Source organism: Paraliobacillus sediminis, assembly GCF_003426055.1.
In genome coordinates this window covers 22805-46936 of the sequence record NZ_QJSI01000004.1, presented here as the reverse complement: position 1 = coordinate 46936, position 24132 = coordinate 22805, and the positions used below count along the sequence as shown (strand labels likewise).

Here is a 24132-nt window from a genome sequence, read left to right as displayed (position 1 = left end):
TCCATTCAAAACATACTCAAGCTATATTTCTTTGATAACATTTCTAATAAATGTATGCCTGCAATGCTATTACCTTTTTCATCTAAGGCAGGTCCAAAGATACCAATACCAAATCTTCCAGGCGTAGCACCCATAATACCACCAGCTACACCGCTTTTTGCTGGGATACCTATTTTCATTGCGAACTCGCCTGAAGCATTATACATGCCACAGGTCACCATAAAGGTTTTGCAAATACGTGCTACATTCTGAGGTATAATCTGTTTATTGGTTTGTGGATCAAATCCGTTCATTGCAAACACTAGACCAATTCGAGCCAAATCCAAGCAATTCATTTCAACCGCGCACTGTTTCGTATACAATCTAATGAGGTCATCCACGTCCCCGTCCAATCGTTTATGCTGTTTTAAAAAATAGCATAATGCTCGATTTAAATCAGCTGTTTCAAACTCAGAATGTGCTATCTCTTCACTATAACTAATCGTCGAATCGTCTGCTAACTCCTGAATAAAGGATAAAAGCCGTTGAAATCTATCTTCAACTGTATTACCTTTTAGCATGTGTGTCACAACTAGCGCCCCTGCATTTATCATCGGATTAAGCGGTTTAGCCGGAATCATTTTCTCTAGTTTAGCAATAGAGTTAAATGGATCTCCAGTTGGCTCCATCCCAACATTTTCAAATACTTCACTGGGTCCCCTTTCCATTAATACAAAAGCCAAACTAATCACTTTTGAAATACTTTGTAGTGTAAACTTTTTTTGAACATCTCCAGCTGATACACAACGACCATCAGGATAATTAATAGCAATCGATAAATCAGTTGGATTTGCCTTTCCTAATGCCGGAATATAATCTGCAACTTTCCCATATTGTGTGTAATTTCTCGCTTCTTCCACCAATACTTCTAACTCCTTGTCTGTTTGACAAAACATATACATCACCCATTTATAGTATGAACTAATAGCAGTAATAAATTATGCTATTTCATTCTGGTTGATAGCCCAGTTCTACTGTTGCATTAGAAATATCCCATGGCTTACCTGGATTATTGGATACGCCATAATAGGTGCCAAACCTTTCTTTTGCTGTAATAGCTACCGAAAATAATTCAATCAAATCCCGTTTATGTAGGATTGTTTTTTCTAATCGACTATTTTCTTCAATAGCCTTTTGTTCGCTTTTGGCAGGTACAGAACCAATCCGAATATTAATAATAGACATATCACTATTTAAATAATAGATAAATCCAAGTTGTTCAGAAGCTAGTTTTAGAACACCATATAACCCTTTGGGATACGGATAATCCTTGACATTAATTTCACGATTCAATAACGAATCCCCGTCTTCTTCATAATAATCCGTTACATGATTACTACTAGCAAAAATAACCTTTGAGATGTTTAATTGATTTGCAGCCTGTAAAATATAATAGCTAGCTTGAAAGAATACAGCTGTCATTTTATCAAATGCTTCGATATCCTCAATTGCATTATCTGTCTCCATCCGGAGTAGATTTATAATCACATCTGTCTGCGAAGGAATCTTTTCTAAAAGTTGCTGATAGTTAGTAGCATCAACATAAATAAAATGAGGATTATCCATATCAATACGATTATCTAATACATAGCAATCATGTATTTTACTTAAACCTTTGTACAAAATTTTACCTACAGTTCCAGAACCACCTATAATAACGACCTTTTTCATTTATCGGTTAATTCCTTTCTCTTTTCTACATAATTTTATCATTACCAGTTGATTTGTAATTATCACAAAAAAAAGACCCTTGCTATTATTTAACAAGAGTCTTGAAACCATATTAATAGTGAGGTTATTCAAATTGAAAATAATTCTTTGCATTATAGTAAGATTTCTCTTGGACAATTCCTTATGGATTCCTCCTGACTTAGCATACCTACTTTAGATCAACACAGAAACCTTACGATAAAGACAGGGCTTATGACCTACAAATTTTGAGAGCAAGATTTGTTAAGCAAATTACAGGAGACTATCAACAGAATTTGAATGAAGAATGCATGATCTACACTCCAGCCTAGCGAATAAAAAATGGCGAAAGTTCTCAACTTATTTTCATGAGTATACCCCTAGGTCACAATTAACAAAATAATCGCATGAGTTCATTGCCTCCATATAGCAACAACAAAGGCTTTAAAAAAAAAAGTTAAAAAAACTATTCAAATCTATTACCTGAAATATAGTTTAGTGCTATACTATATTTAATAGTTTAACACTAAACTATTATTTGAAAGGGTGATTAAATTGGATAAATTACAAGACAAAGTAATCATTATTACTGGCGGTGCTGGTGGAATTGGTAGTGGTATTGCGAAAGCGATGGTTAAAGAAGGTGCAATAGTTACTATAGTTGATGTTAACGAAGAAACCGGTAAAGCAATGGAGAAAGAATTACAAACTATTTCGTCAAAGTCAATGTTTCTTCAAGCTAATCTATTGGATAGAGAAAATCATGAACAAATTATCGCTACAGTAGTTAAAAAGTACGGAAAACTTGACGTATTAGTAAATAATGCACATGACTCAAAACAAAAAGCATTTGAGGATACTACACAAGCTGATCTAGATTTATCATTTGGTACTGGATTTTATCCAACATTTTATTTAATGAAAGCTGCACTTCCATATTTGAAAGAATCAAAAGGAAATGTGATTAATTTTGCATCTGGTGCTGGTTTAGATGGTCATGAAACACAAGTGGCATATGCGGCAGCAAAAGAAGCTATTCGCGGAATTTCACGTGTTGCTGCAAATGAATGGGGTAAATTCGGAATTAATGTTAACTTAATTAGCCCAATTGCTAATACACCCGGTGTTGAGGCATGGGCAAAAGCACAGCCTGATTATTATGAAGCCGTTAGGAGCAAAATTCCAATGGGACATTTTGGTGATGTAGAAAAAGAAATAGGGCGTGTTGCAGTATTCCTTGCTTCAGAGGATTCAAAATATATTACTGGGCAGACGATAATGGCCGATGGCGGTTCCATAATGCTCCGTTAATATTATTATTTTTCGTTGGAAGGTGAATCTTTTGAATAAAACAAATATCTTTAAATTAATTCGTGCGATTGAACAATTGAATAATGATAATATTGTAAGATTTACTAGAGCCTTTCCTTATCCACTTGGAATTTCACAGATTCTCGTATTAAGTGAATTAAGGGTGGAAGGCCCAAGGAAACAGGTAGAATTAGCTGAACCACTTGGCTATACTAAGGGCGCGATGACAAGTATTGCAACAAAGCTAGTTGATTTAGGGCTAGCTGAAAGATTATATAATGAAAGTGATCGCCGGACGATCCAGTTAAAAATAACAACTGCTGGCATAAATGCATTATCAGAAGCACAAAAAATTGGGCAAGAAGTATTTATGAAGCACTTTGAAATTTTAAGTGAAGAAGAAATTAATCAATATTTATTAATTCAAGAGAAATTAATAAAAGGTATACAAGATAGAAAAAAAGATAATAGAGCTTAATAGGAGGAATTCTCATGAACAGATTAAATGATAAATTTGCAATTATTACTGGAGGTGCAAGTGGAATGGGTGCTTCTCATGCACGTTTGCTTGTAAAGGAGGGTGCTAAAGTAATCATTGCAGATATCCTTGAAGAAGAAGGGCAAGCATTAGCCAAGGAACTTGGAGAAAATGCGCAATTTATAAAACTTGATGTAACAAAAGCAACAAATTGGGACGAAGTTGTCTCAGAATCAGAAAAAGCATTTGGTCCTATAAATGTATTAATCAACAATGCAGGCATTAGCATGAATAAATCCATTGAAGACATAACGGAAGAAGAGTACAGAAGAATCATAAACATTAACCAAGTGTCCGTGTTTCTTGGTATGAAGGCAATTATCCCATCAATGAAAAAAGCTAGTGGCGGTTCGATTGTAAATATTTCATCTATGAATGGTCTTGTTGGTGGTGCAATTGGCTATACAGATACAAAGTTTGCAGTACGAGGAATGACGAAAGCTGCTGCTCTGGGATTAGCTCATTATGGTATTCGTGTAAATTCGGTTCACCCAGGTGTAATAGAAACTCCAATGATTCTTAATGAAGATTCCAAAGATGTAATCAAAGAATTCGCAAAACATATACCAACGGGAAGAGTTGCAAAACCTGAGGAAGTTTCAAACCTTGTTTTATTCCTTGCTTCAGACGAATCAAGTTATAGCACTGGTTCTGAGTTTGTTGTTGACGGAGGATTAACTGCACAATAGAATATATGAAGACTATTTACAAAGTAGTTATATTATAAAACAAAAGGAATAATAAAAAATCACTGCAAGGTTTGCTCATCCTATTAGAATTTAATTTATTAAAATAGAGCGCTCGCGAGTAGGAAGATAATCATTGACTAATTATCCGACCTCACACACACCATATAGATCCTTATACGGCAGTTCAATTTCGTACCTTTGTGGTAATATTGTACACAAGAGATTAGCCTGAACTTGGCTAATCTCTTGTTCGTTATTATCGTAGTAACTCCACGAGTAGGCTAAAAGAGGTTATTTTTTAGGAGAAAATTTGAAAATCTTGAAAGCATATGAGAATCTCATTCTCTTTTCCTGCTTTCAACCAATTCCATATTATATTTAAGACGGTACTATATACTTACGTAATATTCGATCCAACTTCTTGCGTGGAACGGTGCTGCTGCCTTTTGCACAAAAAGACCCTTGCTATTATTTAACAAGAGTCTTGAAACCATATTAATAGTGAGGTTATTCAAATTGAAAATAATTCTTTGCATTATAGTAAGATATCCCTTGGACAATGTCACCTAAGGCTTCCACGTCTTCTGGCACTTCTCCATTTTCCACCCATTTTGCTATCAACGAGCATACTAGCCTTCTAAAATACTCGTGTCTTGGATAGGATAAAAAACTTCTTGAGTCCGTTAACATACCAATAAAACGACTAAATACACCAATACTTGCTAAGGTTTCCATCTGACTTAGCATTCCTGCTTTTGTATCGTTGTACCACCACGCAGTTCCTAATTGAATTTTGCCTGGAATTCCACCACTTTGAAAACTACCACTGATTGTCGCTATCGTATTATTATCTTTTGGATTTAATGAATATAGAATCGTTCTTGGTAGTGCGTTTTCCTTTTCCATTGAATCAAGTAATTTAACTAATGGTCTAGCAATTAATCCATCATTCATTGCGTCGTATCCTGTATCAGGACCTAACTTATTAAACATTCTTGTATTGTTATTTCGAAACGCATTGATATGAAATTGCATCGCCCAGTTAAGCTTGGAATAAAGTTTACCTAAGAATAAAAGTGTTTGCGCTTTAAATTTACCTTCATCTATTTCAGAAACTTTTTCCCCATTTATAACACGTTGAAAAACTTCCTCTACTTCTTGTTTCGTAGCCTCAGTATACATCACTGCGTCAAGCGCATGATCCGACACTCGCCCACCAATAGCATGAAAAAATTCCACTCTTGATTCTAATGCTTTTAAAAAATCATCGTAAGAAGATATTGCAACGCCAGATACTTCTGCTAATGATTTCGTCCAATCTTGAAAACCCTCTCGATTTATTTCCAATCCTTTATCGGGACGAAAACTCGGTAGAACTTTAACCAAAAAGCTATCATCCTTTTGTATTTTCTGATGATATTGCAAATCGTCGATTGGGTCATCTGTTGTACAAACCACTTCTACATTCGACTTTTCAATTAAATTACGAGCACCGAGCTTTCCACTAGTTAATTTTTCATTAACCTTTTCCCAAATCTCGGGTGCTGTTTCTTCATTAAGTACAGTATTAATATCAAAAAATCGTTGGAGCTCTAAGTGTGTCCAATTATATAATGGATTACCTATGAGCATTGGGATTGTTTTTGCCCAGGCGATAAACTTATCATAGTCTTTCGCATCACCTGTTATATATGCTTCGTCAATACCGTTCGCTCGCATTGCCCGCCATTTATAGTGGTCCCCGTACAACCATATTTCCGTAATGTTTTTAAACATCTTATTTTCATATATTTCTTTTGGGCTCAAGTGACAGTGATAATCAATGATTGGCAGATCCTTCGCATAATCTTTAAATAGCGTTTTAGCTAAATCACTTTCCAATAGGAAATCTTCATCCATAAACTGCTTCATTCCACATTTCCTTTCTATTTTTAATATTATAATCCCAATAATTCAAGGTGTTTTCCGATATGTTTAACAAGTGCTTGACGATATACGTCCTCATTTTCGTTTAACGTTTGAAAGAAGGCGTCTTTAAATAAAAATTTACCTTGATCATCCTTTGCCGTTAATAAAATACCATATGTGACATGGAATAACTGGCGAGCAGCATCATGATTCATATATGCAGGTAATGATTCATCCGTTTGCCCCTCTAACGGCGTAATTGTATCTAGGTTAGGCGTGATATGATAATACTGTAGCGTTTCTTCAAAATGTTCTAGGGCATGAACATGCATCCTTCGATATAAATCAGGATTTGTAGTAGCAACTACTCTGACTGCTTCAAGCCAATTTGTTCCAGCAGTTTTAATATGAAGTAAACCCTTTGTATGTTCGCCAATTATAGGGAAAACACTAAATTTATCGCTTCCTGAGTGGATGCTTAATTTATAACCAAAATATTGAGAGATAATCGCATGTTCTTTTAATTCCTTTTCAAATTGATTAATATCGCCAATATAATCAATTCCCTTTTGAAACTCTCCACAAAATCTTGGTGCCAAGCTAGTCACATTAACGCCTCTTCTTATTAACTCATTTGCAACAAAAAAATGTGCCGCAGGTGAGGTAATCGTTTCGGTTTCATCAATTGATATCTCGAAATCTACTTTTTTTTCTGCTTTTTGAATATATGTTTTATAAACGTGCTCCGTATAGTCCAAAGCTTCTCCATATAATAGTGCATTCTTAATCACATCTACTTTATCATAGTGAATTTCTAACCCATTCACATCAAATTGTTTATTAAAATACTGGTCATCGTAATAAGTCTTTGTTGCTTCAGGTAACTTTTCATATTCTGCTTCTATATCACTAACAGATGTGGTTTCTAAGTCATTTCTAATCTGATCGGAACAATCTAATGTAAGAAAGGAGATACCTAAAGAAAGTGCATATTCAATATCCTTCTCAAGCTTAATGTGATCTCCATCTGCACCGTAGCCATCTTTATAGCCTTCTTGAAAGACAGCAAAAGCAGCTGCATCCAGGATATCTAACATCGAACGGTTTGTAAGTGCTAATTCACGGATACTTTGTTGTGCTAGAATTGGTTTAACGCGGTATGATTTAATCGTTTCAATATGTCCAGGCGATGCTAACCCAAGACGATCACCTAATCCCATTGTTGCTATATCAGTTCCAAAAGCCTGTGGCACCGTGTATGGAAAATACTGATTTAAGACTAGACGGTTTTTATGAGATAATGCACATCGTTTTCCATATCCTTTTACTGTCTCACCAGTGAGTGATTCATAGAGTACACCATCTCCTACAGCTAAGATCCACTTCGTTTCTAAATCCTTAACCATGATTAACTTATCCTTTTCATATTCTACAAAAGAATTTGGATAAACTTTAACCTGTTCATTCGAGACAGCTACTTTACTTTCAGCTAATGATTGAAGTACTGTAACAAAATGTTCCATCTTTTCACTACTCCCTTTATTTATGATTTTCACTTCCCCCTAATTGATACCGCTTTCAAATATGTTTATATAACTTTCTTATGATTAAAATAACAACGTTGTTATTTTAATCATAACCTATTTTAAATAATTCAACAACTGTTTTGACTAGCAAATTTAAGATTAAATTTTTTTAAGTGAAAACGCATTAAAGTTGTGGTACATTATATGTATAACTACTAGGAATAGACAGAATAAAAGTCGATAGGTGATGTTTATGACAGTAACAATTAAAGATATAGCAAATATTGCAGGTGTTAGCTATTCAACCGTTTCCAAAGCCCTTAATGACAGCCCGCTTGTTAAAAATGGAACAAAACAAAAGATTGTTGCGCTTGCAAATAAAATGGGCTATGAACCCAATTTTGCAGCACAACGGCTTGTAAGTAAAAAAACGAAAATAATTGGTTTAATTTGGCCTACAATAGAAAGAACTGTTTTATCAACGCTTGTGACGAACATTAGTAATGAAATCGATAAAACGGATTATTCAATGATTCTATCAGTAGACCCTGTCCCTAAAGCTCTTGAGACATTTAGAAAGTTTCAGGTCGATGGCATTATATTATTTGAAGAAAATAACAACGTTTCGATTAGTGAACAGAATATTCCACTCATTTCTTATGGCGTATCTAGTGAAAAAAATACTTCCTATCCAATAATTGATGCGAATCATGAACAAGCAATGGATATAGCCATTGCTTATTTATATCGATTAGGACATCGAAAAATAACTTATATCGGGAATATTTCTCCTACTGATCCACTACAAATGGAAAAGTATCGAGGTTTTGAAGCTGCCATGAAGCAACATCAACTACCTTTTGATAATAGTCATGTAATAAATACAAATGGGTTAAATTGGTATGATGGCTATACAGCAGTAAAAAAACTAGTTAACACACAACCATTACCTACCGCAATTGTGAGTGGGAGTTACGATATTAGTGGCGGTGTGATCCGTTGTTTAAGAGAGAACAATATTAGTATTCCTAAAGATATGTCTGTAATTAGCTATGACAATATTCCACAAATGGAAACGATGGAAATACCTTTAACAGCTATTGGTGTATCTTTAGAAGAACTGGCTAAAGAGATTGTTGAAGCAATGATCGCTTTAGTAGACACAGAACAGGTAAATCCAATTACAAAAAAAATGAACCCAACCCTTGTAGAGAGATCTTCCTGTGCATATGTAAAAAAATGATTCGAATCAAAAAATTAGAAAATCCTGACAAATCCTACCTCTTTTACAACATTAAATGAGGTAGGATTTATTGGAGTTGCTATTCTTTATTATGAAACCCGGTCTACCCAACTTCAGAATGTTGTTGTTTCTCATCTATTACTTCATTCATGCTTCCTACACGATAGCCAAAAAGATCAACAGAAACATAAGCAAATCCTAATGATTGTAATTTCCGTCCTATTTTTTCTTTACTAGCAAGTAAAGCTACTATATCTTCTGGTAAAGCTTCAATTCTTGCAACATCCCCATGATGACGTACACGTACAACACTAAACCCTAGCGTTTGAATATATTGTTCTGCTTGATTCACTTGATCAATATTATGTTTTGTTATTCTTGTTCCATATGGAACCCTAGAAGCTAAGCTACAAGATGCTGGTTTATCCCAAACAGGTACTTCTAGCTCTTTAGCTAAGATACGAATTTCTCGCTTATAAAGGTCTGCTTCTTGTAGTATACTTCTAACACCTGCTTCGGTTCGCGCTTTTAAGCCAGGACGGAAATCATCTAAATCATCCATAATCATTCCATCCAATACATAATAAAAACCTCTTTGCTTAGCTAATTTATTTAGGTGATTATATAGCATTTTTTTGCTGTAATACCAACTATCTGGTGTATTTGCCACGATAGCATCTTCTTCTAGTTCTTGTATTTCTGTTTCTAAAACAGGAATATTCATTTGTTTCGCTAGGTTAACTGCCCCTTCAAATTCTTCTTTACGAAATAATTCAGATGCGACAACAACCGCTAAAACATTATCAGAACCTAATTCTTGATGTGCTCTTTTTAATACGAATGTACTGTCCACTCCTCCAGAAAAAGCTACCAGTACGCGTCTCATCTCACAAAGTGTTTCTCCTAATTTTCGGTCTTTTTCTAGCATTCTCATTCTCCTCACTCTCATTAATTATCTTTTTAAAATTTCGCCATAAATAATTTCGCGAAACCTATGGTTATCTCACAATAAATCATCTAATGTAGTAAACTTCATATCTTGCAAATCAGTTAGTTGCTCTAAATTATCATGTTGGTCCACTTCATTTAATAACGCAGCAGATACTTCTATTGTTCCTATATCCAACGTATTTTTGATTCGCACAAGCCTTACTTTTGTGAAATCTAAGATATTACACGTTTTGATAGCTGCTTGAATTGCCTGTTTATCATTTGGAAGTGTTGTTGATATATTCGTCGGTCCAACAACTGTCGACGTTAAACCATTGGCATAGGTTGTATCCCGGTCCATTTTATCTACCAGTTTTTGCGTAGTAAAGTCTGCCGTCCCGACACCATTGGCATTTCCTTCAGTTTGTTTCGTCAAATCTAATACAACCATTTTCGTTACTTCTGGTCCACCATATGCATAGGGTGTAGGATAACGTCCCGTAATATTAGGATCCATACCGTCACCACTAATATTCTTACCTATCTGATCTATTACGAGCACATCGATTTTTTCGAAAAATAGCTTTGGTAACAGCTGTTTCGATAATTTCTGCATATCTGCTTCCTTTTCTTCAATTTCTTCCGGTTTCCATACTTCAACTCTAGTAATTTTATCAAACGCATTTTCCACGGTTGCAACAGCAAATAAAATCGGCATACTAGCTAAGGTTAACTTTGCCATCGCTGGTACATGTTCAGCCATATATTTAAACCCTAGTTGATGACAAGCTTCTGCACCCTTTTGTTTGCCCAGTCCAATACTTATCATCTTCATAATGCCACTTTCTACTGGTCCTCGAAAGGCAGTATGGGGTTTAACTCGATTAATCACAACAATACCGTCCGCTTCTGCTGCTAGTTTGTCGACATAAACGGGTAATCCATTAGGTAACTTTCCGACTTCAATTACTTCCATCGATGAGCGTATTTCGGCGTTGACACTTTCCTTTGTTATCCCTAAGTGCTCAAGCACTGCTTTTTGTCCTTCTGCAGTTGCACCTCCGTGACTTCCCATACTCGGAACAATAAATGGCTTTGCTCCTAAGCTTTGTAGAAAAGCAATCGTCTCTTTCGTTAATGCAACAAGTCGATCAAGCCCACGACTACCGACAGCCACCGCTATTTCCATTCCTGGTTTTATCTGCTCTATTATTTCTTCTTGATCGAGACGATTTCTGAGTTCTTCAGACAAATCATCAATTTGTTCATTTGCAAATGTTTGCTTTACTGATGCCACTTGTGGAATTGGAATGTCCTTCAGTAAATCTTGTAAGATCCCCATCGCATCTACACCCCTTTTTATATTTACTGGCTCATCTCAAATATTTGTTTTAAATAGCTAATACTCCCATCAATATATGGTTCTTTCGTGTTTTCTAATAAAACATGGATATGCGGCTTATTTGTTTTTATCCAAGAGAAAATCTGCTGATAATCTAGTATCCCTTTTCCAACAGGTACCATCTTTATTTGATTCGATTCAACTATAAAGTCTTTAGCATGAATAATTACGATTCGATCACCAAACAAGTTTACTGCTGTTTGAAATAACTTTTCCTGTTGCTTATAATTATCAACCGTAATATAATTCGCAGGATCATAGATTACTTGAAGATTGTTTGAGTCAACACGATCTACTAATTCTTTCATTAATTCTGGTGTGTGAACTGGATGATTGACACCACCTTCAATCCCAACAATAACACCGAATTTTTCTGCTTCCCTAACAAGTTCCCTTACACTATCAACAACAGCAAGAAACGGTTTTTCTGTAAAGTTATCAGTTGTATAACCCATTTTCGCATGCACATTTCCAGTTTCCGTACCGACAATACTGCAATTAAAATCACGTGCAAAGCGGATATGCTCTTTAAATCGATCTAATGCTTTTCTTCTATCTTCTTGATTCGGATGGATCATGTTAATATAACAACCTAAGACGGCAATATCGATTTGTATATTATGAAACGGTTTATTTATACGTTTAGCAAACCCAGGAGTTAACGCGCCCTTTTCAAACGAAAGTTGTTTGAATGATTTTGGAAGTGCTAATTGAATTGCCTTTAATCCTTTATTCGCCACTTCATCGGCTATTTCCTCTTCTGTATGAAAATTAATATCATGTGCCCGTATTCCTAGGTTTAATTCCATTTGATCACCTACCATTTTTGTAATTAGCGTTAGCTATTGGATATTACTATTTGACCAACATCAACTTCTCTTCCTATCTCAATTAATCGTTCCATATTAAGAAGTCCTGAACAATCAATTGCTTTCGTGTCTTTACCAGTTACTTTTATAAATGTTTTCACCTTATTGTTGTTTCTGAATTTTCTAATATGAAAATGATCACAATTATCTAACTGAATAAGAGGGGCTTGTGCAATATTTCCTTCAAAAGAATCTAATAGTAGAGAACTTGTGTGTAAACATGTTATTCCTTCTTTAGAAGTGAGCGTCATTTCTTTACAAGTGATGCCTGTTAATGGACTTTCTGGTAGTCCTTTTAAGACAATTGCTGCTTGTGCATCATAGCAATCAATTTTTTCTAACCATATATTTCGAATGACAGGCGTTTTTTCAGTAACTGGTTGTGCCGCTCCAACTTGTTCACTCTCATAATACATTTGTATTATGACCGCTTCTTTAGAGATATCGAGCATTTTTATATTTTCAATTACGATGTTTTCAATACTACCGCCTCGTCCTCTTGCTGTTTTCAAACGAATACCCTTGTCTGTCCCTGAAAAAACACAATCTGCTATTTGAATATTCCGTACATCTCCTGACATCTCACTACCGATAACAAATCCACCATGACCATTAAAAACCGTACATTTTTCTATTAATATATCTTGACTAGGCACAGCCAATTTGCGTCCCGCTTCGTCTTTTCCAGATTTGATACAAATGGCATCATCACCTACGTCAAATTCACATCTAGACACGATTGCATATCGACATGATTCCAAATCCAATCCATCCCCGTTTTGTGCATACCAAGGATTCCGAACTTTTATATTCTTAATCTTCACATGCTCACATAACCATGGATGAACATTCCATGCTGGTGAATTTTGAAAAGTAGGGCCATCTAGTACTACTCTTGTGCATTTTCGAAGGCTTACAAGGTTAGGTCTTAAATAGTCACGTGCTGGCAAGTAATCGTCGATCTCTATGTTCGTTTTTTCCGCTAGCGCATCAACTACACTTGCACCTTTCATAGCATTCTCTGTAGGCCACCAAATCTGTTCATGCTCATCAACCACTCCGCCTGTTGTGATCAATTCTGTCCATTGTAATGCTGTCATTTTCCATTTTTTTATTGGCCTCCAATAATCTCCAGCGCCATCAAATATGCCTTTTCCCGTGATAGCAATATCCTCAAGCCCTTCTCCATCTATAGGTGATTGACAACGGACAGTCTCCTTACCTTCAAAGCTGGAAATTATCAATGGGTAGTCATTAAAGTTACCTGTGAATCGTACAAGCGCACCACTCTTTACATGTAAATTTATTTTACTCTGTAACCTAATTGGGCCAGTAAGCCAAATTCCCGCTGGAACAACCACCTTACCACCACCAGCTTTAGTACATGCCTCAATGGTTTTCTTAAATGCTTCCGTATTATTATGAATTCCGTTTCCTATCGCACCAAATTCCGTTATATCAAATTGTTTACTAGGTATATCTGGATTAGAAACTGTAAAGGTCGGTAATTGTTGCTTATCCCACACCTTTTTTAAGTAATGACACAAAGGAAGTTGTTTCTGTTTAATAGCCTCTATAACTAAACGAGCAATCTCTTTTGCACCTTCTAATGAAAAATGGGTATTATCCTTTTCACCCTCTGGATAATACTCGTATTGATTTGGTTCTATCCACATGAATAATTTTTTTGAATTTTCGTCACCAATTTCCTCCAGTAGCACCGTACTTGATTTCGTTATATCAAGTAAAGGAACGTCTAATTCTTCTGCCAGTTCTCTTATAGCGACAGCATATTGATCATGCGAATCCAGCACCGTACCATCAGCATTAAAGTTTCTTCTTTGTACTGGGGTTACTAACACTGGGTACGCTTGGCGTTTCCAAGCTACCTCAACAAATTTAGTTAAATTCTGTTTATACGTTGTATGTGGTTCTGTATATCTCTCACTATTCACTTTTGCATCATTATGACCAAATTGAATAAATAGATAATCTCCCACTCTAATCTGCCCATCAATCTTATTAAGACGTTCCTCCTCAATAAATGTCCTTGTAGAACGTCCTGAAGCGCCCTCATTAATAACCATTACATCATCATTAAAATAGTCCTGAAAAACTTGTCCCCACCCTGTTCTTGGAAATCTTTCTTTTGGATAATATGACATTGTCGAGTCACCAGCTAAAAATACGTTCATTTTTTTACGCCTCCGCATTTACTCTATTCACTCAGTTTCTCTAAAACTGTAATAGCTTGCTTTGCATAATCACTATATATTGGAATAAGCGCTACAAGCTCGTGGCTACTACCGCCTTCTTCAGAAGTAAGATTTGTATTTATAGTTATCCCATATACATGTTCTTCTCCTGTTTTTGGATTCGTAGCCATATATGTTTGACTATCGGTAACAATATGATCAAGCTCTACTAATCCTTCAGGCTCTAATACAGCAGGTGTAACCATATCCGCATCAACTAGAATAACGTCACCATTATGACCTGCAATCTCTGAAATTAGCCGTTCATAGACAGGTGAATAGACTTCTAGATCAATTGATTGACTTAAACTATCATCAAGTTGTGCCTGAACAGTTGTGATTAGTTCTTCTTCCGCCGTCTCTTCAATATCAGTAAAAAACAACAAATTGACTTGTTCCTCGTTATCACCACAGCCTGCTAATAGGAAGCTAAAAGTTAGTAGTATTGCCCATCGTTTTATAATCTGCATCATTTTCAACCTGCCCTTCATCAGGAATTTTTAATTACGCATTAGATATAATCATGTTGATCTATTTGAGCACTAGCAAGAATAAATGCACCTACACCATGAAGATCATTAACGCTTGATTCTCTATTAATATAGTAATCATAGACACCAATAGATGTCCCTATGCTAATACCATGCAACTGGAAAGTATCGTTCTCATCCAAACTTACCTTATGTTTCAAAATACCTTCATAACCGAATTTTGCACTTTTAAAATATTTTTCTTTAATATATCCTTTGTTAACAGCTTTGGCTATCGCATAAACAAATAAGCTGGAGCATGAACTCTCGAGCCAGTTATCCTCTCGATCTCCTTTATCTATCACTTGATACCATAAACCGGTTTCTTTATCCTGATACTGTAGTAAACGGTCTATTAATTGCTGCACTACCACACGTAATTCTTCTTTTTTCGGATGTCCATCTTCTAAAAGTTCAATAAAATTAACTAACACCATACTGTACCAACCGAGTGCACGTCCCCATATCTCAGGAGCATGGCCCTTTGCTGTTGCCCACGGTGTTTCTTTACTTTCATCATATCCGTGAAAATACAATCCTGTTTTTTCATCAAATGTATGCTCTCGCATCAATTTTTCCTGATGCATGATTAAATCAATTAATTCAGATTCCCGAAACATCTGACCATATTGGATAGCGAATGGACCTGCCATATATAATCCATCAAGCCACATTTGGTATGGGTATTTATCTTTGTGCCAAAATCCACCCTGTTTCGTCCGATTTAATGTTTTCAACAAGTTTCTTAGCTTTAAAGCAGCTAACTGGTAGCGTTTATCACCAGTTTCTTTGTACAAAGGTAGTAATAATAATCCCGGTTGAATTGCATCTAATTCACCCCGCGCAAAAAGAAAATTCCCTTGCTCATCAACTAATTTATCCACGTATTCTTTGACATAATCAAAATAAACTTTATTTTTTGTTTGTAACCAAACATCGTACATACCACACAGAAAAACACCTTGATGATAGTGCCAACGATTTTCAGGTGGAAGTAAGATTGGTTGATATTGATTCATTAAACTTTGACATGCTGTTTCTGCCCATTCTAGGCCTGTTTTGTTCTGATAAGTAGACATGTTATCCAACCTCCTCACAAGTTTTTTACTCTATACTTTATATTCGAACCAATCAAAATCAGCATAGTTACTACTAGTAGATCCATTACTACTGACATACATGCCAATATATGCTCCAACAAATCCACCAGCTTTGTCAGTACTAAGAATTGTTCCATCTATATCAGTTGCTAGGGTTTTCCACTCATCCACTATTGTTCCATAATAAAAACTATAGGCTTGCGCATACGCTTCTACCTTTAAATAGAGTTTTTTCACATCATCTAGTTCAAGACAAGCACTTAATTCATCCTTACCCTCTTCTCGACGAACGAGTTGAATGTAATTTTTGTTATCTTTTAAAATTCGCTCCATACGAAACTGAAAGCCCTCGTTTTGTAGCAATACTAACCCTGCTGATTCACAAGGATCTTCCGGCTTAAATTCCATTACTGTACTAGCATAAAAATTGATATCTTGTTGACGTCGACCAACAAAGGATGGATTACTAGATTCCATAATCGTTTCCTTCTTTGTCTTTAACCTTAGAAAGCCAGGGCGTTCCATCAATGACCAGAAATCTCCTCTCGGTGTTCGCAAAAAGTTCCATTGTAAAGAAAGCACTTCTTTCTCAAATTGATCACAAGCAGGTAGTGTTGGCCACTTGTATTCTTTTAATGCTGGAAATGCCATCTCAGTTTCAATCATTCCTTTTCCAGGATTAACTACTGGCCAACCGTTTTCCCACTTAAATGGAACAAGAAAGGTTTCTCTACCAAGGTTTCGGTAACCACCATATGGACGTGATGCAAGACAAACCATCCACCAATCACCGGTTTGGGTTTGAATGATATCTGCATGGCCAACATTTGAAATTTCATGGTTTCTTCCTAGGTGACGGTGAGTCAAAATTGGATTTGTTTCGGTTGACTCATAAGGTCCAGTTACATTTTTACTCCTTGCGATCGTTACTGCGTGAGTAAAGCCTGTTCCACCTTCCGCTATCATCAAATAATAGTAATTATCAATTTTATATAAATGTGGTGCTTCTTGCGCATGTGCATACTTCAATGCACCTTCCCATAAAGCAAAAGTTGGGCCAACAAGCTTTTTCTGTTTTAGATCAAGCTCTTGTAACCATATTTGATTATGTTTCGGATATTCACTGCCATTAGGTGGTCGACGATTACCGGTATAATACACTTTTCCATCATCAAAAAGTAAAGACGGATCTATTCCTGGAGCATCGACTAACCAGTTTGGATCAGACCAAGGGCCCGCTGGATCTGTTGCAGTAACATAGAAGTTTTTCCTTGCGCCAGTTTGACTAACTACAAAGGTTGTAATCATATAAAAGATACCATCGTTATAACGAATGGTTGGTGCATAGATTCCCTTTGAATATGGTGTTTCATCTAGATTTAGTTGGGAAGGTCTGTCTAAAACATGGCCGATCTGTTTCCAATGTACTAAATCTTTACTATGAAAGATCGGAACTCCTGGGAAGTACTCGAAAGTTGACGTCACCAAGTAATAGTCATCGTCAACGCGACAAATTGATGGATCTGGGTAAAAGCCTGCAATAATTGGATTTTTAAACGTTTTCATTTTTTCCTCCTTATTATTTCATTAATAGAAGATCACGTTATCACGAACAGTTTTCACTAATTTTAAATAACTATCTGGTAAATTAGTAACTTGTCTTCCAGTAATACCTACACCTTCAACTTGATTTAATAGAATTATTGGCGTATCAACATGAATGTTCTTAGTTGTGAAATTATTTATGTCAGCATCTTTTGTATTCTCTAAGTGTAAAGATGATCCTTGTCTTGTATCCACCCGAACCCTGTCTATTGTAATACCTTCAATGTATCTTCCGTAAATGCCATCACCAACCATATATAATTCTTCTTTTACCATATCAGGTTCACCGCCTACTGCATCTGCATCCGTAACCATTTCTATGGTTATCTGATTTAATGAAATGTCTTTTATAGGCATCTCTGGCAATCCATAAATGAAACCAGCTGCTGCGCGACAATTTTTAGCGGTTATGTTACTTAATTGAATGTGTTCAATTACCGGCGTTTTCTCACTTACAGGTATTCGCTCAGGCTTTACCATCAAGGGATCATCTAAGTCGACACCATACCGATAAAATGCGTTGATAGCTATCGGGCATAAACAATTGTCCATTACGATATTACTTACTAGAATATTACGAATGTAGCCACCACGCGCGCGATTTGTTTTTAACCGAATTCCTCTATCTGTACCAATAAATACACAATTCGATACAGTAACATTTTCTATTCCTCCAGAGTTTTCACTCCCCATAACAATTCCGCCATGTCCATGTAACATGGTACAGTTAGTCACTGTTATGTTTTCAGATGGTATTCCAATTTCTCTACCATTTGCATTAATACCAGATTTAACTGCGATACAATCGTCCCCAACATCAAAATGACAATCAGAAACTCTTACGTTCGAGCACGAATCAATATCTAATCCATCACCATTCGGTGTATCTGATGGATTTTTAATAGTTAGATCTCGAACAGTTACATTGTTACAATATACAAGATGGGTGTTCCAAAAAGGAGAATTCTGTAACGTAATACCTTCTAGTTTGACATGTTCGCAATCAATCAATTGTACTAAGGGCGGCCGTAAAAATTGTGACGGCCACTCAACTAAATTCGTATCATTTGGTTCCGTGAAATCCTTATTTAATTCGCTAATCTTATCCGTCATTTCAGATTGATAATCGATACCCTTTTTCAACTCTTTATTAATTTCCCACCAAGCCATCCCTTGCCCATCAATGACACCGTCGCCTTTAATTGCGACATTTTTCAATCCTTTTCCATAAATAAGAGGAGAAAATCCATAACATTGATAGCCAGACCACCTCGTGTAAACAGGATTATAAGCGGAAAAGTCATCGGTAAATAAAATCTTTGCACCTGCATCAATGTATAAAGTAATATTACTTTGCAACTGGATTGCTCCTGTTTTATATGTGCCCGCTGGAAAATAAACAATCCCGCCACCATGCTTACTACAATCATTTATTGTGTTCGCAATCGCCAGACTATTATCTATTTGACCATCATTTATCGCACCGTATTCTTCAACATTATAAGCATACATGGTTTATACCTCCTTTATTTATAACGTTCACTTATTGCTAAGAAAGTAAATCCTCACGTAATGGTGTAAATGTGTCTAATAGACTACTTGGTTCTAATGCAATCACACCATGCTCCGTATTACTTGGAATATAAAGTGATTCTCCCTTTGATAAAGTATGAATCTTTTCATTTAATTTAAATTCAAGCTTTCCCTTTAAGCAGTAAGTCAATTGTTCATGCGGATGACTGTGTACCTTTCCAACTGCCCCTACTTCAAATTCTACTTCCATCATCATTAATTTTTTACCAGTTGGGTGAATCTTTCTAGTGACGCCTGAATCTACTATTTCCCATTCGCCAATACCTGACATAAGAATTCCTCCTCATTTAAGTGCGTTATCCTTTGCAAGAAAAGGAAGTACCAATTGAATCAACATCACTGCTAGAATTACGTAGGCTACAATCGAGCCATCAATATCTGCTGAAAAAAACATAAAAGTAATGATTCCCATTGCTCTACCCAGGTTGATAATCGTTTCACGAAGCACAACAGATTCTACGCGAAACGCACCTTTTAGTGGCAACAAATCTATCCATTGAAAATAAAAAGCCGCATAGGCGTTTCCTTGTAATGGTTTAAACAAATGATGAACGGACATAAACAAAATAACTGTAATCATATTAATTTCCCAAATTAAAAACAGACTGGCTAAGATAAAACCAAATGCAGCAAATAACAAATATGCTCTTGTTGCTTCAATCTCTGCAAATCTAGAAATGAGATAACTAGAGAAGATTGATAAACTTAAAAACACTATGTTTAAATAACCAACAACACTTTCATTATTGAAAATGCTATAAATCAAAATTGGCGGAATGTACATGAGAATACCTTGCGGAAATCCAAGGACAAACCAGCCAATAAGTGCTTTTAAAAAGTTTGGTTCTCGATTAATGATTAATTTTAAATATTTCATATAATATGACTTATGTGACATATCTTCCTTTTGAATTCGAAAACTCCCCATTGTTGCAATAACAAACATTAAAAACGCCAATGAAAATACGATAATATAGCCGCTAAGCTCATTTGACAAACTAATAATAAAACCAGCAATTGCAGGACCGAGTAGATTAGATCCACCCATTACAATTTGGTTCCACCCTAAATATCGAAGCCTGTTTTGATCAGAAGAAAACTCATGGACAATAGTGAAATAAGCTACCCAATACATTCCCTGAGCAATTCCTTTGATCAATGCGAACCAATAAAAGTGCTGAACGATATTTTCCTGTAATACAACAATAAATAAATAAAAGAGTGCGGTTAGCAAAATTCCATACCGATACATCAGCGTGCGTCCGAATTTTTTAGAGCGTTTTCCTATTAAGAATGTTGTTACAGCTTGTGCCAATATCGCAATTAAGTTGTACATCCCGCTAATCCATAAGCTATTTGTAAGACGCCATAAATACAAATTGACAAATATGATCGATAAGGAATTTCCAAATTGATAAATCCCGTGATTAAATAGAATTTGCACCGCTTGTGAAGACAATTTCTTCTTTCGATTCATTTCCCATTTTTTCATCTATTTCATGCACTTCTTTCAATTAATGTTTACCAAGATAGTAGTGAAATTTTTCCGCCTCTGGTAACGGTTGAATTGTTTTTTTACACAATTGATAAAGTTGCAGGCGTATCAATGTAGCCTGTGTACTTGCATTCATATCCCCTTCTTCTAAACCTAATCCTAAATGTACAGGATTTGGCATATTGGGATAATATTCACCGCTTTTCACTTGAGCAACATTTGGTGCAGATGGTGAATAAACAATTTCTCTAGAAAATCCACCATCATTCTTTTTAAACTTTTTCATATTGTTGATCGTAATCTCGATAATCTCTTCTAACTCAGACTTAGGTATTGCTATTTCCAAATAAGCAATAAGGTTAATCGGATTACGGATATAACACATATCCTTCGCTTCTTCTGTACGAAGACAGTGTAAAATACTTTGGTAAACAAGATTCGGATTAGGCATCTTCAACTGGAAACTATTATAAAATGTCAGTAGTTTAAACGTCCCTGAAATCCTGACATATAAACTACCTTCACCCCATAGTCCTGTTTGTTTATCTTGTATACTTTTTAAATATGAAACTGCTTGGTTCAGGTATACTTGCTGTTGTTCTTTGTTAAATTCACGTATATACACACAAGAATTTGCAAATAAATCGCATCCTCGCCAACTATTACGTAAATCAATACTTTTCCATTTTTCTAAGTAAGAAGCGGTTGTTTCCACATATGCTGGAGCTGTATGTTGCTCCAGTGGTAATGGATACAAAGGTGCACTTCCAAGTCTTTTTAAAGCACCTGTTGCATAACTAATCGCACGATGAACCATAACTTCATCATTTCTCATCGATGGATTGGCATCAAAAAAGTAACCTGTTTTACTATCTTGTTTCTTTTGAAAAAAAACTATCATTTTTTCTTTCATATCCTCTGGTAGACTATCAAGTAAGTTATTTCTGATTAAGATGTTTAACCCTTGAGCAGTTGATTCTATATCTGGGATCAATCCTTCTATTTCCATCGAACTTCTTGCATAATAAAATCCACCTGTACTCGGATCATATTGTTTGGCTAACCATGAAAACAAGTTAGGAAATAAATCATCCATCTTATCTAATAACCCCACATAACCATTTGAGTAAATAGACACCTCTCCACCTGCTTTTTAAAATTGACTGTTTTCTGTAGTTAATATTGTTTAACATTTAGAAATAGTTGCTATAATCAGCGAAGGAAGCAAATGGTTGAGACTCCAGTGGGAACAGCACAAACCGAAGTTCCTCTATAGAAGCGTTCTTTGCTTCTGTATAAGCTTTAGGTTGTGTCCACGGAAAGCGAGACCATTTGCTGACATAGCGAGTAAGAAGTTTTCACTACGTCGTACTATAATATTGAAACGAAATTTAAAGTTTTTTTCACTTCTATATTCTGTTAACCTTTTACAGACCCTAGTAATGCACCTTTTGTGAAATACTTTTGTAAGAAAGGATATACTAATAAAACTGGGACTGTTGCGACAACGATTGTTGCCATTTTTACAGTAACTTCTGGTGGTGGGACATCAGTAAATGACGATCCATCATAACTAATACCACTTGCAAGTACCACAATTTGTCTTAAAAGAACTTGAACTGGCCACTTTCCTGCATCACTCAAATAAAGAATCGCGTGCATATAAGTGTTCCAATACGTAACTGCATAAAAAAGTGAAATCGTTGCAATGGCTGGCAATGAAATTGGAATTACGATTCGAAATAATATACCAAAGTCATTCGCTCCATCTATTTTTGCTGACTCTTCTAATCCCTGTGGAAGATTTAAGAAAAAGCTCCTTAAGATAATCATATTAAAAGCATTAATCGAAACAGGTACAATTAGTGCCAAAAGGGAGTCTAATAACCCTGTCTGTTGTACAACTAAAAATGTTGGAATCATCCCACCATTAAATAACATCGTAAAAACAATAAGAAAGTTTATATGCCTTCTACCTATAAGATCCCTACGCGAAAGACCATAGGCAGTTAACGTTGATAAGAACATACTCCATAAAGTTCCACCAATTGTTACAGTGATGGAAACACCTAATGCTTTAAAAATAGTATCAGTAGAGAAGATATAACGATAAGCATTCAAACTAAATTCAGTGGGAAATAACAAAAACGTAGTATCAGCAATTTCGGCACTTGTGGCGAATGAACTTCCCAATACATGAATAAATGGTAGGATAGTTATCAGTCCGATAAGTCCCAACAGTATATAATTAAATGTATCAAATACCCTACTGCCGACTGACACTCTATTTTTTCTTTGTTTTTTTGTCATTTTTTTTCACTCCTTATACCGATTAATAGATTCCTTCTTCATCAAATACCTTAGCTAACTTATTCGCGAAAATTACCATCACCAAACCAACGGCGCCTTTAAAAAATCCAACTGCTGTACTATAACTAAATTGTCCTTGCTGGATACCGGCGACATATACATACGTATCAAAGATTTCAGCTACTTCTCGATTTGAGGAATTTAATAATAGATATACATGCTCAAATCCGAGTTCAAGTACATCACCAATTTTAAGAATAAGTAATACGATGATGACACTTCGAATTGCTGGAAGTGTAATATGCCACATTTGTCTAAGACGCGTAGCACCATCTATTTTTGCAGCTTCATATAACTGCGGATCGACTGCGGTTATTGCTGCCAAGAAAATAATTGTTCCCCACCCAGCTTCTCTCCATATAACTTGGAGAATATACATTGGTCGAAACCAATCAGAACTCATCAGAAAATTAATTTTCTCAAATCCAAAAACTTCTAACATTGAATTGATAATACCATCGTCCAAAGTAAACATTACAAAGCTGATAGATACAATAACAACCCAAGACATAAAATGCGGAATATAAATTAGTGTCTGGATGCCTCGTTTATAAAACGAATGTCTTACCTCATTTAACATGAGAGATATAACAATTGGAATCGGAAAAAACACAAATATTTGTAAAGCAAATAATACGAGCGTGTTTCTAAAAATACTCCAAAACTCAGGGCTTGCGAATAATCGACGAAAATGTTCAAATCCAACCCACTCACTACCTGATATACCTAAATACGGTTTGTAATCCATAAAGGAGATGATTAATCCATACATAGGAAGATATTTATAGATTAGAAAATAAATAATCCCTGGAAGAATCATTAGATAAAGCATTTTATTTTTTTTCGTACGCCTCCACAATTCTTGTCTTCGTTTTTTCTTGTAATCAACAGGTATTTTTGTATTAGCTTCTGTAACCACTGTATTAGCCATTAGCAAAACCCTTTCTATAATTTTATCTTTTCCAAACCATTTCTTGCTTACATTTAATGTAGAGTAAGATAATGACCTCGTAAATAATCATTATGTTATTAACCCTGAA

General features: G+C 35.5%; 21 protein-coding genes. 4 read left to right on the top strand and 17 right to left on the bottom strand.

From position 1 onward, the window contains the following. Positions 1-5 precede the first annotated feature (5 nt). Both glsA and D2K60_RS19255 read right to left on the bottom strand, forming a co-directional pair. Positions 6-935: a glutaminase A gene (glsA, locus tag D2K60_RS19260; protein WP_117170734.1), complete on the bottom strand. Its 930-nt coding sequence runs from the start codon at positions 933-935 to the stop codon at positions 6-8. Positions 936-987: 52 nt separating this feature from the next. Further along, positions 988-1710 carry an NAD-dependent epimerase/dehydratase family protein gene (locus D2K60_RS19255; protein WP_117170733.1) on the bottom strand — a complete coding sequence of 241 codons (723 nt, stop codon included), beginning with the start codon at positions 1708-1710 and terminating at the stop codon, positions 988-990. A gap of 573 nt (positions 1711-2283) precedes the next feature. On the opposite strand from D2K60_RS19255, the gene D2K60_RS19250 reads away from it, so the two are divergent. The 3 genes from D2K60_RS19250 to D2K60_RS19240 are packed head-to-tail and all read left to right on the top strand — an operon-like array spanning position 2284 to position 4266. Then, positions 2284-3039, top strand: a complete 756-nt coding sequence (locus tag D2K60_RS19250; protein ID WP_117170732.1) for an SDR family NAD(P)-dependent oxidoreductase — start codon at positions 2284-2286, stop codon at positions 3037-3039. A 31-nt stretch (positions 3040-3070) separates the two neighbouring features. Continuing rightward, positions 3071-3517, top strand: coding sequence for a MarR family winged helix-turn-helix transcriptional regulator (locus tag D2K60_RS19245; protein ID WP_117170731.1), 447 nt, complete (start codon positions 3071-3073; stop codon positions 3515-3517). 14 nt (positions 3518-3531) lie between these two features. Further along, a complete protein-coding gene (locus D2K60_RS19240; protein ID WP_117170730.1) occupies positions 3532-4266 on the top strand; it encodes a glucose 1-dehydrogenase in 735 nt (244 codons plus the stop codon). A gap of 507 nt (positions 4267-4773) precedes the next feature. Here the strand turns inward: D2K60_RS19240 and uxaC are convergent. Both uxaC and D2K60_RS19230 read right to left on the bottom strand, forming a co-directional pair. Further along, positions 4774-6177 (bottom strand): glucuronate isomerase, encoded by a 1404-nt coding sequence (gene uxaC / locus D2K60_RS19235; RefSeq protein WP_240335354.1) that lies wholly within the window; start codon positions 6175-6177, stop codon positions 4774-4776. Between the two features lie 26 nt (positions 6178-6203). Continuing rightward, positions 6204-7697: a tagaturonate epimerase family protein gene (locus D2K60_RS19230; protein ID WP_117170729.1), complete on the bottom strand. Its 1494-nt coding sequence runs from the start codon at positions 7695-7697 to the stop codon at positions 6204-6206. A 256-nt stretch (positions 7698-7953) separates the two neighbouring features. Between D2K60_RS19230 and D2K60_RS19225 the strand changes: the two genes are divergently transcribed. Beyond that, positions 7954-8943 carry a LacI family DNA-binding transcriptional regulator gene (locus D2K60_RS19225; protein WP_117170728.1) on the top strand — a complete coding sequence of 330 codons (990 nt, stop codon included), beginning with the start codon at positions 7954-7956 and terminating at the stop codon, positions 8941-8943. Positions 8944-9046: 103 nt separating this feature from the next. Here D2K60_RS19225 and larE read toward each other — a convergent pair whose 3' ends face one another. From larE to D2K60_RS19160, 13 genes are all read right to left on the bottom strand, one after another. Next, entirely contained in the window at positions 9047-9877 is an 831-nt protein-coding gene (larE, locus tag D2K60_RS19220; RefSeq protein WP_117170726.1) for an ATP-dependent sacrificial sulfur transferase LarE, read from the bottom strand. Between the two features lie 69 nt (positions 9878-9946). Next, positions 9947-11215, bottom strand: a complete 1269-nt coding sequence (locus D2K60_RS19215; protein WP_117170724.1) for a nickel pincer cofactor-dependent isomerase, group 22 — start codon at positions 11213-11215, stop codon at positions 9947-9949. A 23-nt stretch (positions 11216-11238) separates the two neighbouring features. Then, positions 11239-12084 (bottom strand): sugar phosphate isomerase/epimerase family protein, encoded by an 846-nt coding sequence (locus D2K60_RS19210; RefSeq protein WP_117170722.1) that lies wholly within the window; start codon positions 12082-12084, stop codon positions 11239-11241. Between the two features lie 29 nt (positions 12085-12113). Then, positions 12114-14339 (bottom strand): glycosyl hydrolase family 28 protein, encoded by a 2226-nt coding sequence (locus tag D2K60_RS19205; RefSeq protein ID WP_162880797.1) that lies wholly within the window; start codon positions 14337-14339, stop codon positions 12114-12116. 23 nt (positions 14340-14362) lie between these two features. Next, positions 14363-14872 (bottom strand): hypothetical protein, encoded by a 510-nt coding sequence (locus D2K60_RS19200; RefSeq protein ID WP_162880796.1) that lies wholly within the window; start codon positions 14870-14872, stop codon positions 14363-14365. 38 nt (positions 14873-14910) lie between these two features. Then, positions 14911-16008: a glycoside hydrolase family 88/105 protein gene (locus D2K60_RS19195; protein ID WP_117170716.1), complete on the bottom strand. Its 1098-nt coding sequence runs from the start codon at positions 16006-16008 to the stop codon at positions 14911-14913. A 30-nt stretch (positions 16009-16038) separates the two neighbouring features. Next, positions 16039-17595 (bottom strand): glycoside hydrolase family 43 protein, encoded by a 1557-nt coding sequence (locus tag D2K60_RS19190; RefSeq protein WP_117170715.1) that lies wholly within the window; start codon positions 17593-17595, stop codon positions 16039-16041. Positions 17596-17616: 21 nt separating this feature from the next. After that, positions 17617-19146, bottom strand: a complete 1530-nt coding sequence (locus D2K60_RS19185) for a glycoside hydrolase family 28 protein (protein WP_117170713.1) — start codon at positions 19144-19146, stop codon at positions 17617-17619. A 37-nt stretch (positions 19147-19183) separates the two neighbouring features. Continuing rightward, the gene (locus D2K60_RS19180; RefSeq protein WP_117170711.1) at positions 19184-19498 is read right to left on the bottom strand and encodes a cupin domain-containing protein; all 315 of its coding nucleotides are present in this window, start codon (positions 19496-19498) and stop codon (positions 19184-19186) included. A 12-nt stretch (positions 19499-19510) separates the two neighbouring features. Beyond that, entirely contained in the window at positions 19511-20719 is a 1209-nt protein-coding gene (locus tag D2K60_RS19175) for an MFS transporter (protein WP_117170710.1), read from the bottom strand. A 22-nt stretch (positions 20720-20741) separates the two neighbouring features. Next, a complete protein-coding gene (locus D2K60_RS19170) occupies positions 20742-21860 on the bottom strand; it encodes a prenyltransferase/squalene oxidase repeat-containing protein (RefSeq protein ID WP_240335353.1) in 1119 nt (372 codons plus the stop codon). 281 nt (positions 21861-22141) lie between these two features. After that, entirely contained in the window at positions 22142-23032 is an 891-nt protein-coding gene (locus D2K60_RS19165; RefSeq protein WP_117170708.1) for a carbohydrate ABC transporter permease, read from the bottom strand. A gap of 22 nt (positions 23033-23054) precedes the next feature. After that, on the bottom strand, positions 23055-24023 hold the full coding sequence (locus D2K60_RS19160) for an ABC transporter permease (protein ID WP_117170706.1): 969 nt from the start codon (positions 24021-24023) through the stop codon (positions 23055-23057). Positions 24024-24132 lie beyond the last annotated feature (109 nt).

Bases quoted from the DNA above. Each gene is read 5' to 3' on its own strand.
- glsA (WP_117170734.1), bottom strand. From the start codon at position 935: ATGTTTTGTCAAACAGACAAGGAGTTAGAAGTATTGGTGGAAGAAGCG.
- D2K60_RS19255 (WP_117170733.1), bottom strand. From the start codon at position 1,710: ATGAAAAAGGTCGTTATTATAGGTGGTTCTGGAACTGTAGGTAAAATT.
- D2K60_RS19240 (WP_117170730.1), top strand. From the start codon at position 3,532: ATGAACAGATTAAATGATAAATTTGCAATTATTACTGGAGGTGCAAGT.
- uxaC (WP_240335354.1), bottom strand. From the start codon at position 6,177: ATGAAGCAGTTTATGGATGAAGATTTCCTATTGGAAAGTGATTTAGCT.
- D2K60_RS19230 (WP_117170729.1), bottom strand. From the start codon at position 7,697: ATGGAACATTTTGTTACAGTACTTCAATCATTAGCTGAAAGTAAAGTA.
- D2K60_RS19225 (WP_117170728.1), top strand. From the start codon at position 7,954: ATGACAGTAACAATTAAAGATATAGCAAATATTGCAGGTGTTAGCTAT.
- larE (WP_117170726.1), bottom strand. From the start codon at position 9,877: ATGAGAATGCTAGAAAAAGACCGAAAATTAGGAGAAACACTTTGTGAG.
- D2K60_RS19215 (WP_117170724.1), bottom strand. From the start codon at position 11,215: ATGGGGATCTTACAAGATTTACTGAAGGACATTCCAATTCCACAAGTG.
- D2K60_RS19210 (WP_117170722.1), bottom strand. From the start codon at position 12,084: ATGGAATTAAACCTAGGAATACGGGCACATGATATTAATTTTCATACA.
- D2K60_RS19205 (WP_162880797.1), bottom strand. From the start codon at position 14,339: ATGAACGTATTTTTAGCTGGTGACTCGACAATGTCATATTATCCAAAA.
- D2K60_RS19200 (WP_162880796.1), bottom strand. From the start codon at position 14,872: ATGATGCAGATTATAAAACGATGGGCAATACTACTAACTTTTAGCTTC.
- D2K60_RS19195 (WP_117170716.1), bottom strand. From the start codon at position 16,008: ATGTCTACTTATCAGAACAAAACAGGCCTAGAATGGGCAGAAACAGCA.
- D2K60_RS19190 (WP_117170715.1), bottom strand. From the start codon at position 17,595: ATGAAAACGTTTAAAAATCCAATTATTGCAGGCTTTTACCCAGATCCA.
- D2K60_RS19185 (WP_117170713.1), bottom strand. From the start codon at position 19,146: ATGTATGCTTATAATGTTGAAGAATACGGTGCGATAAATGATGGTCAA.
- D2K60_RS19180 (WP_117170711.1), bottom strand. From the start codon at position 19,498: ATGTCAGGTATTGGCGAATGGGAAATAGTAGATTCAGGCGTCACTAGA.
- D2K60_RS19175 (WP_117170710.1), bottom strand. From the start codon at position 20,719: ATGAAAAAATGGGAAATGAATCGAAAGAAGAAATTGTCTTCACAAGCG.
- D2K60_RS19165 (WP_117170708.1), bottom strand. From the start codon at position 23,032: ATGACAAAAAAACAAAGAAAAAATAGAGTGTCAGTCGGCAGTAGGGTA.
- D2K60_RS19160 (WP_117170706.1), bottom strand. From the start codon at position 24,023: ATGGCTAATACAGTGGTTACAGAAGCTAATACAAAAATACCTGTTGAT.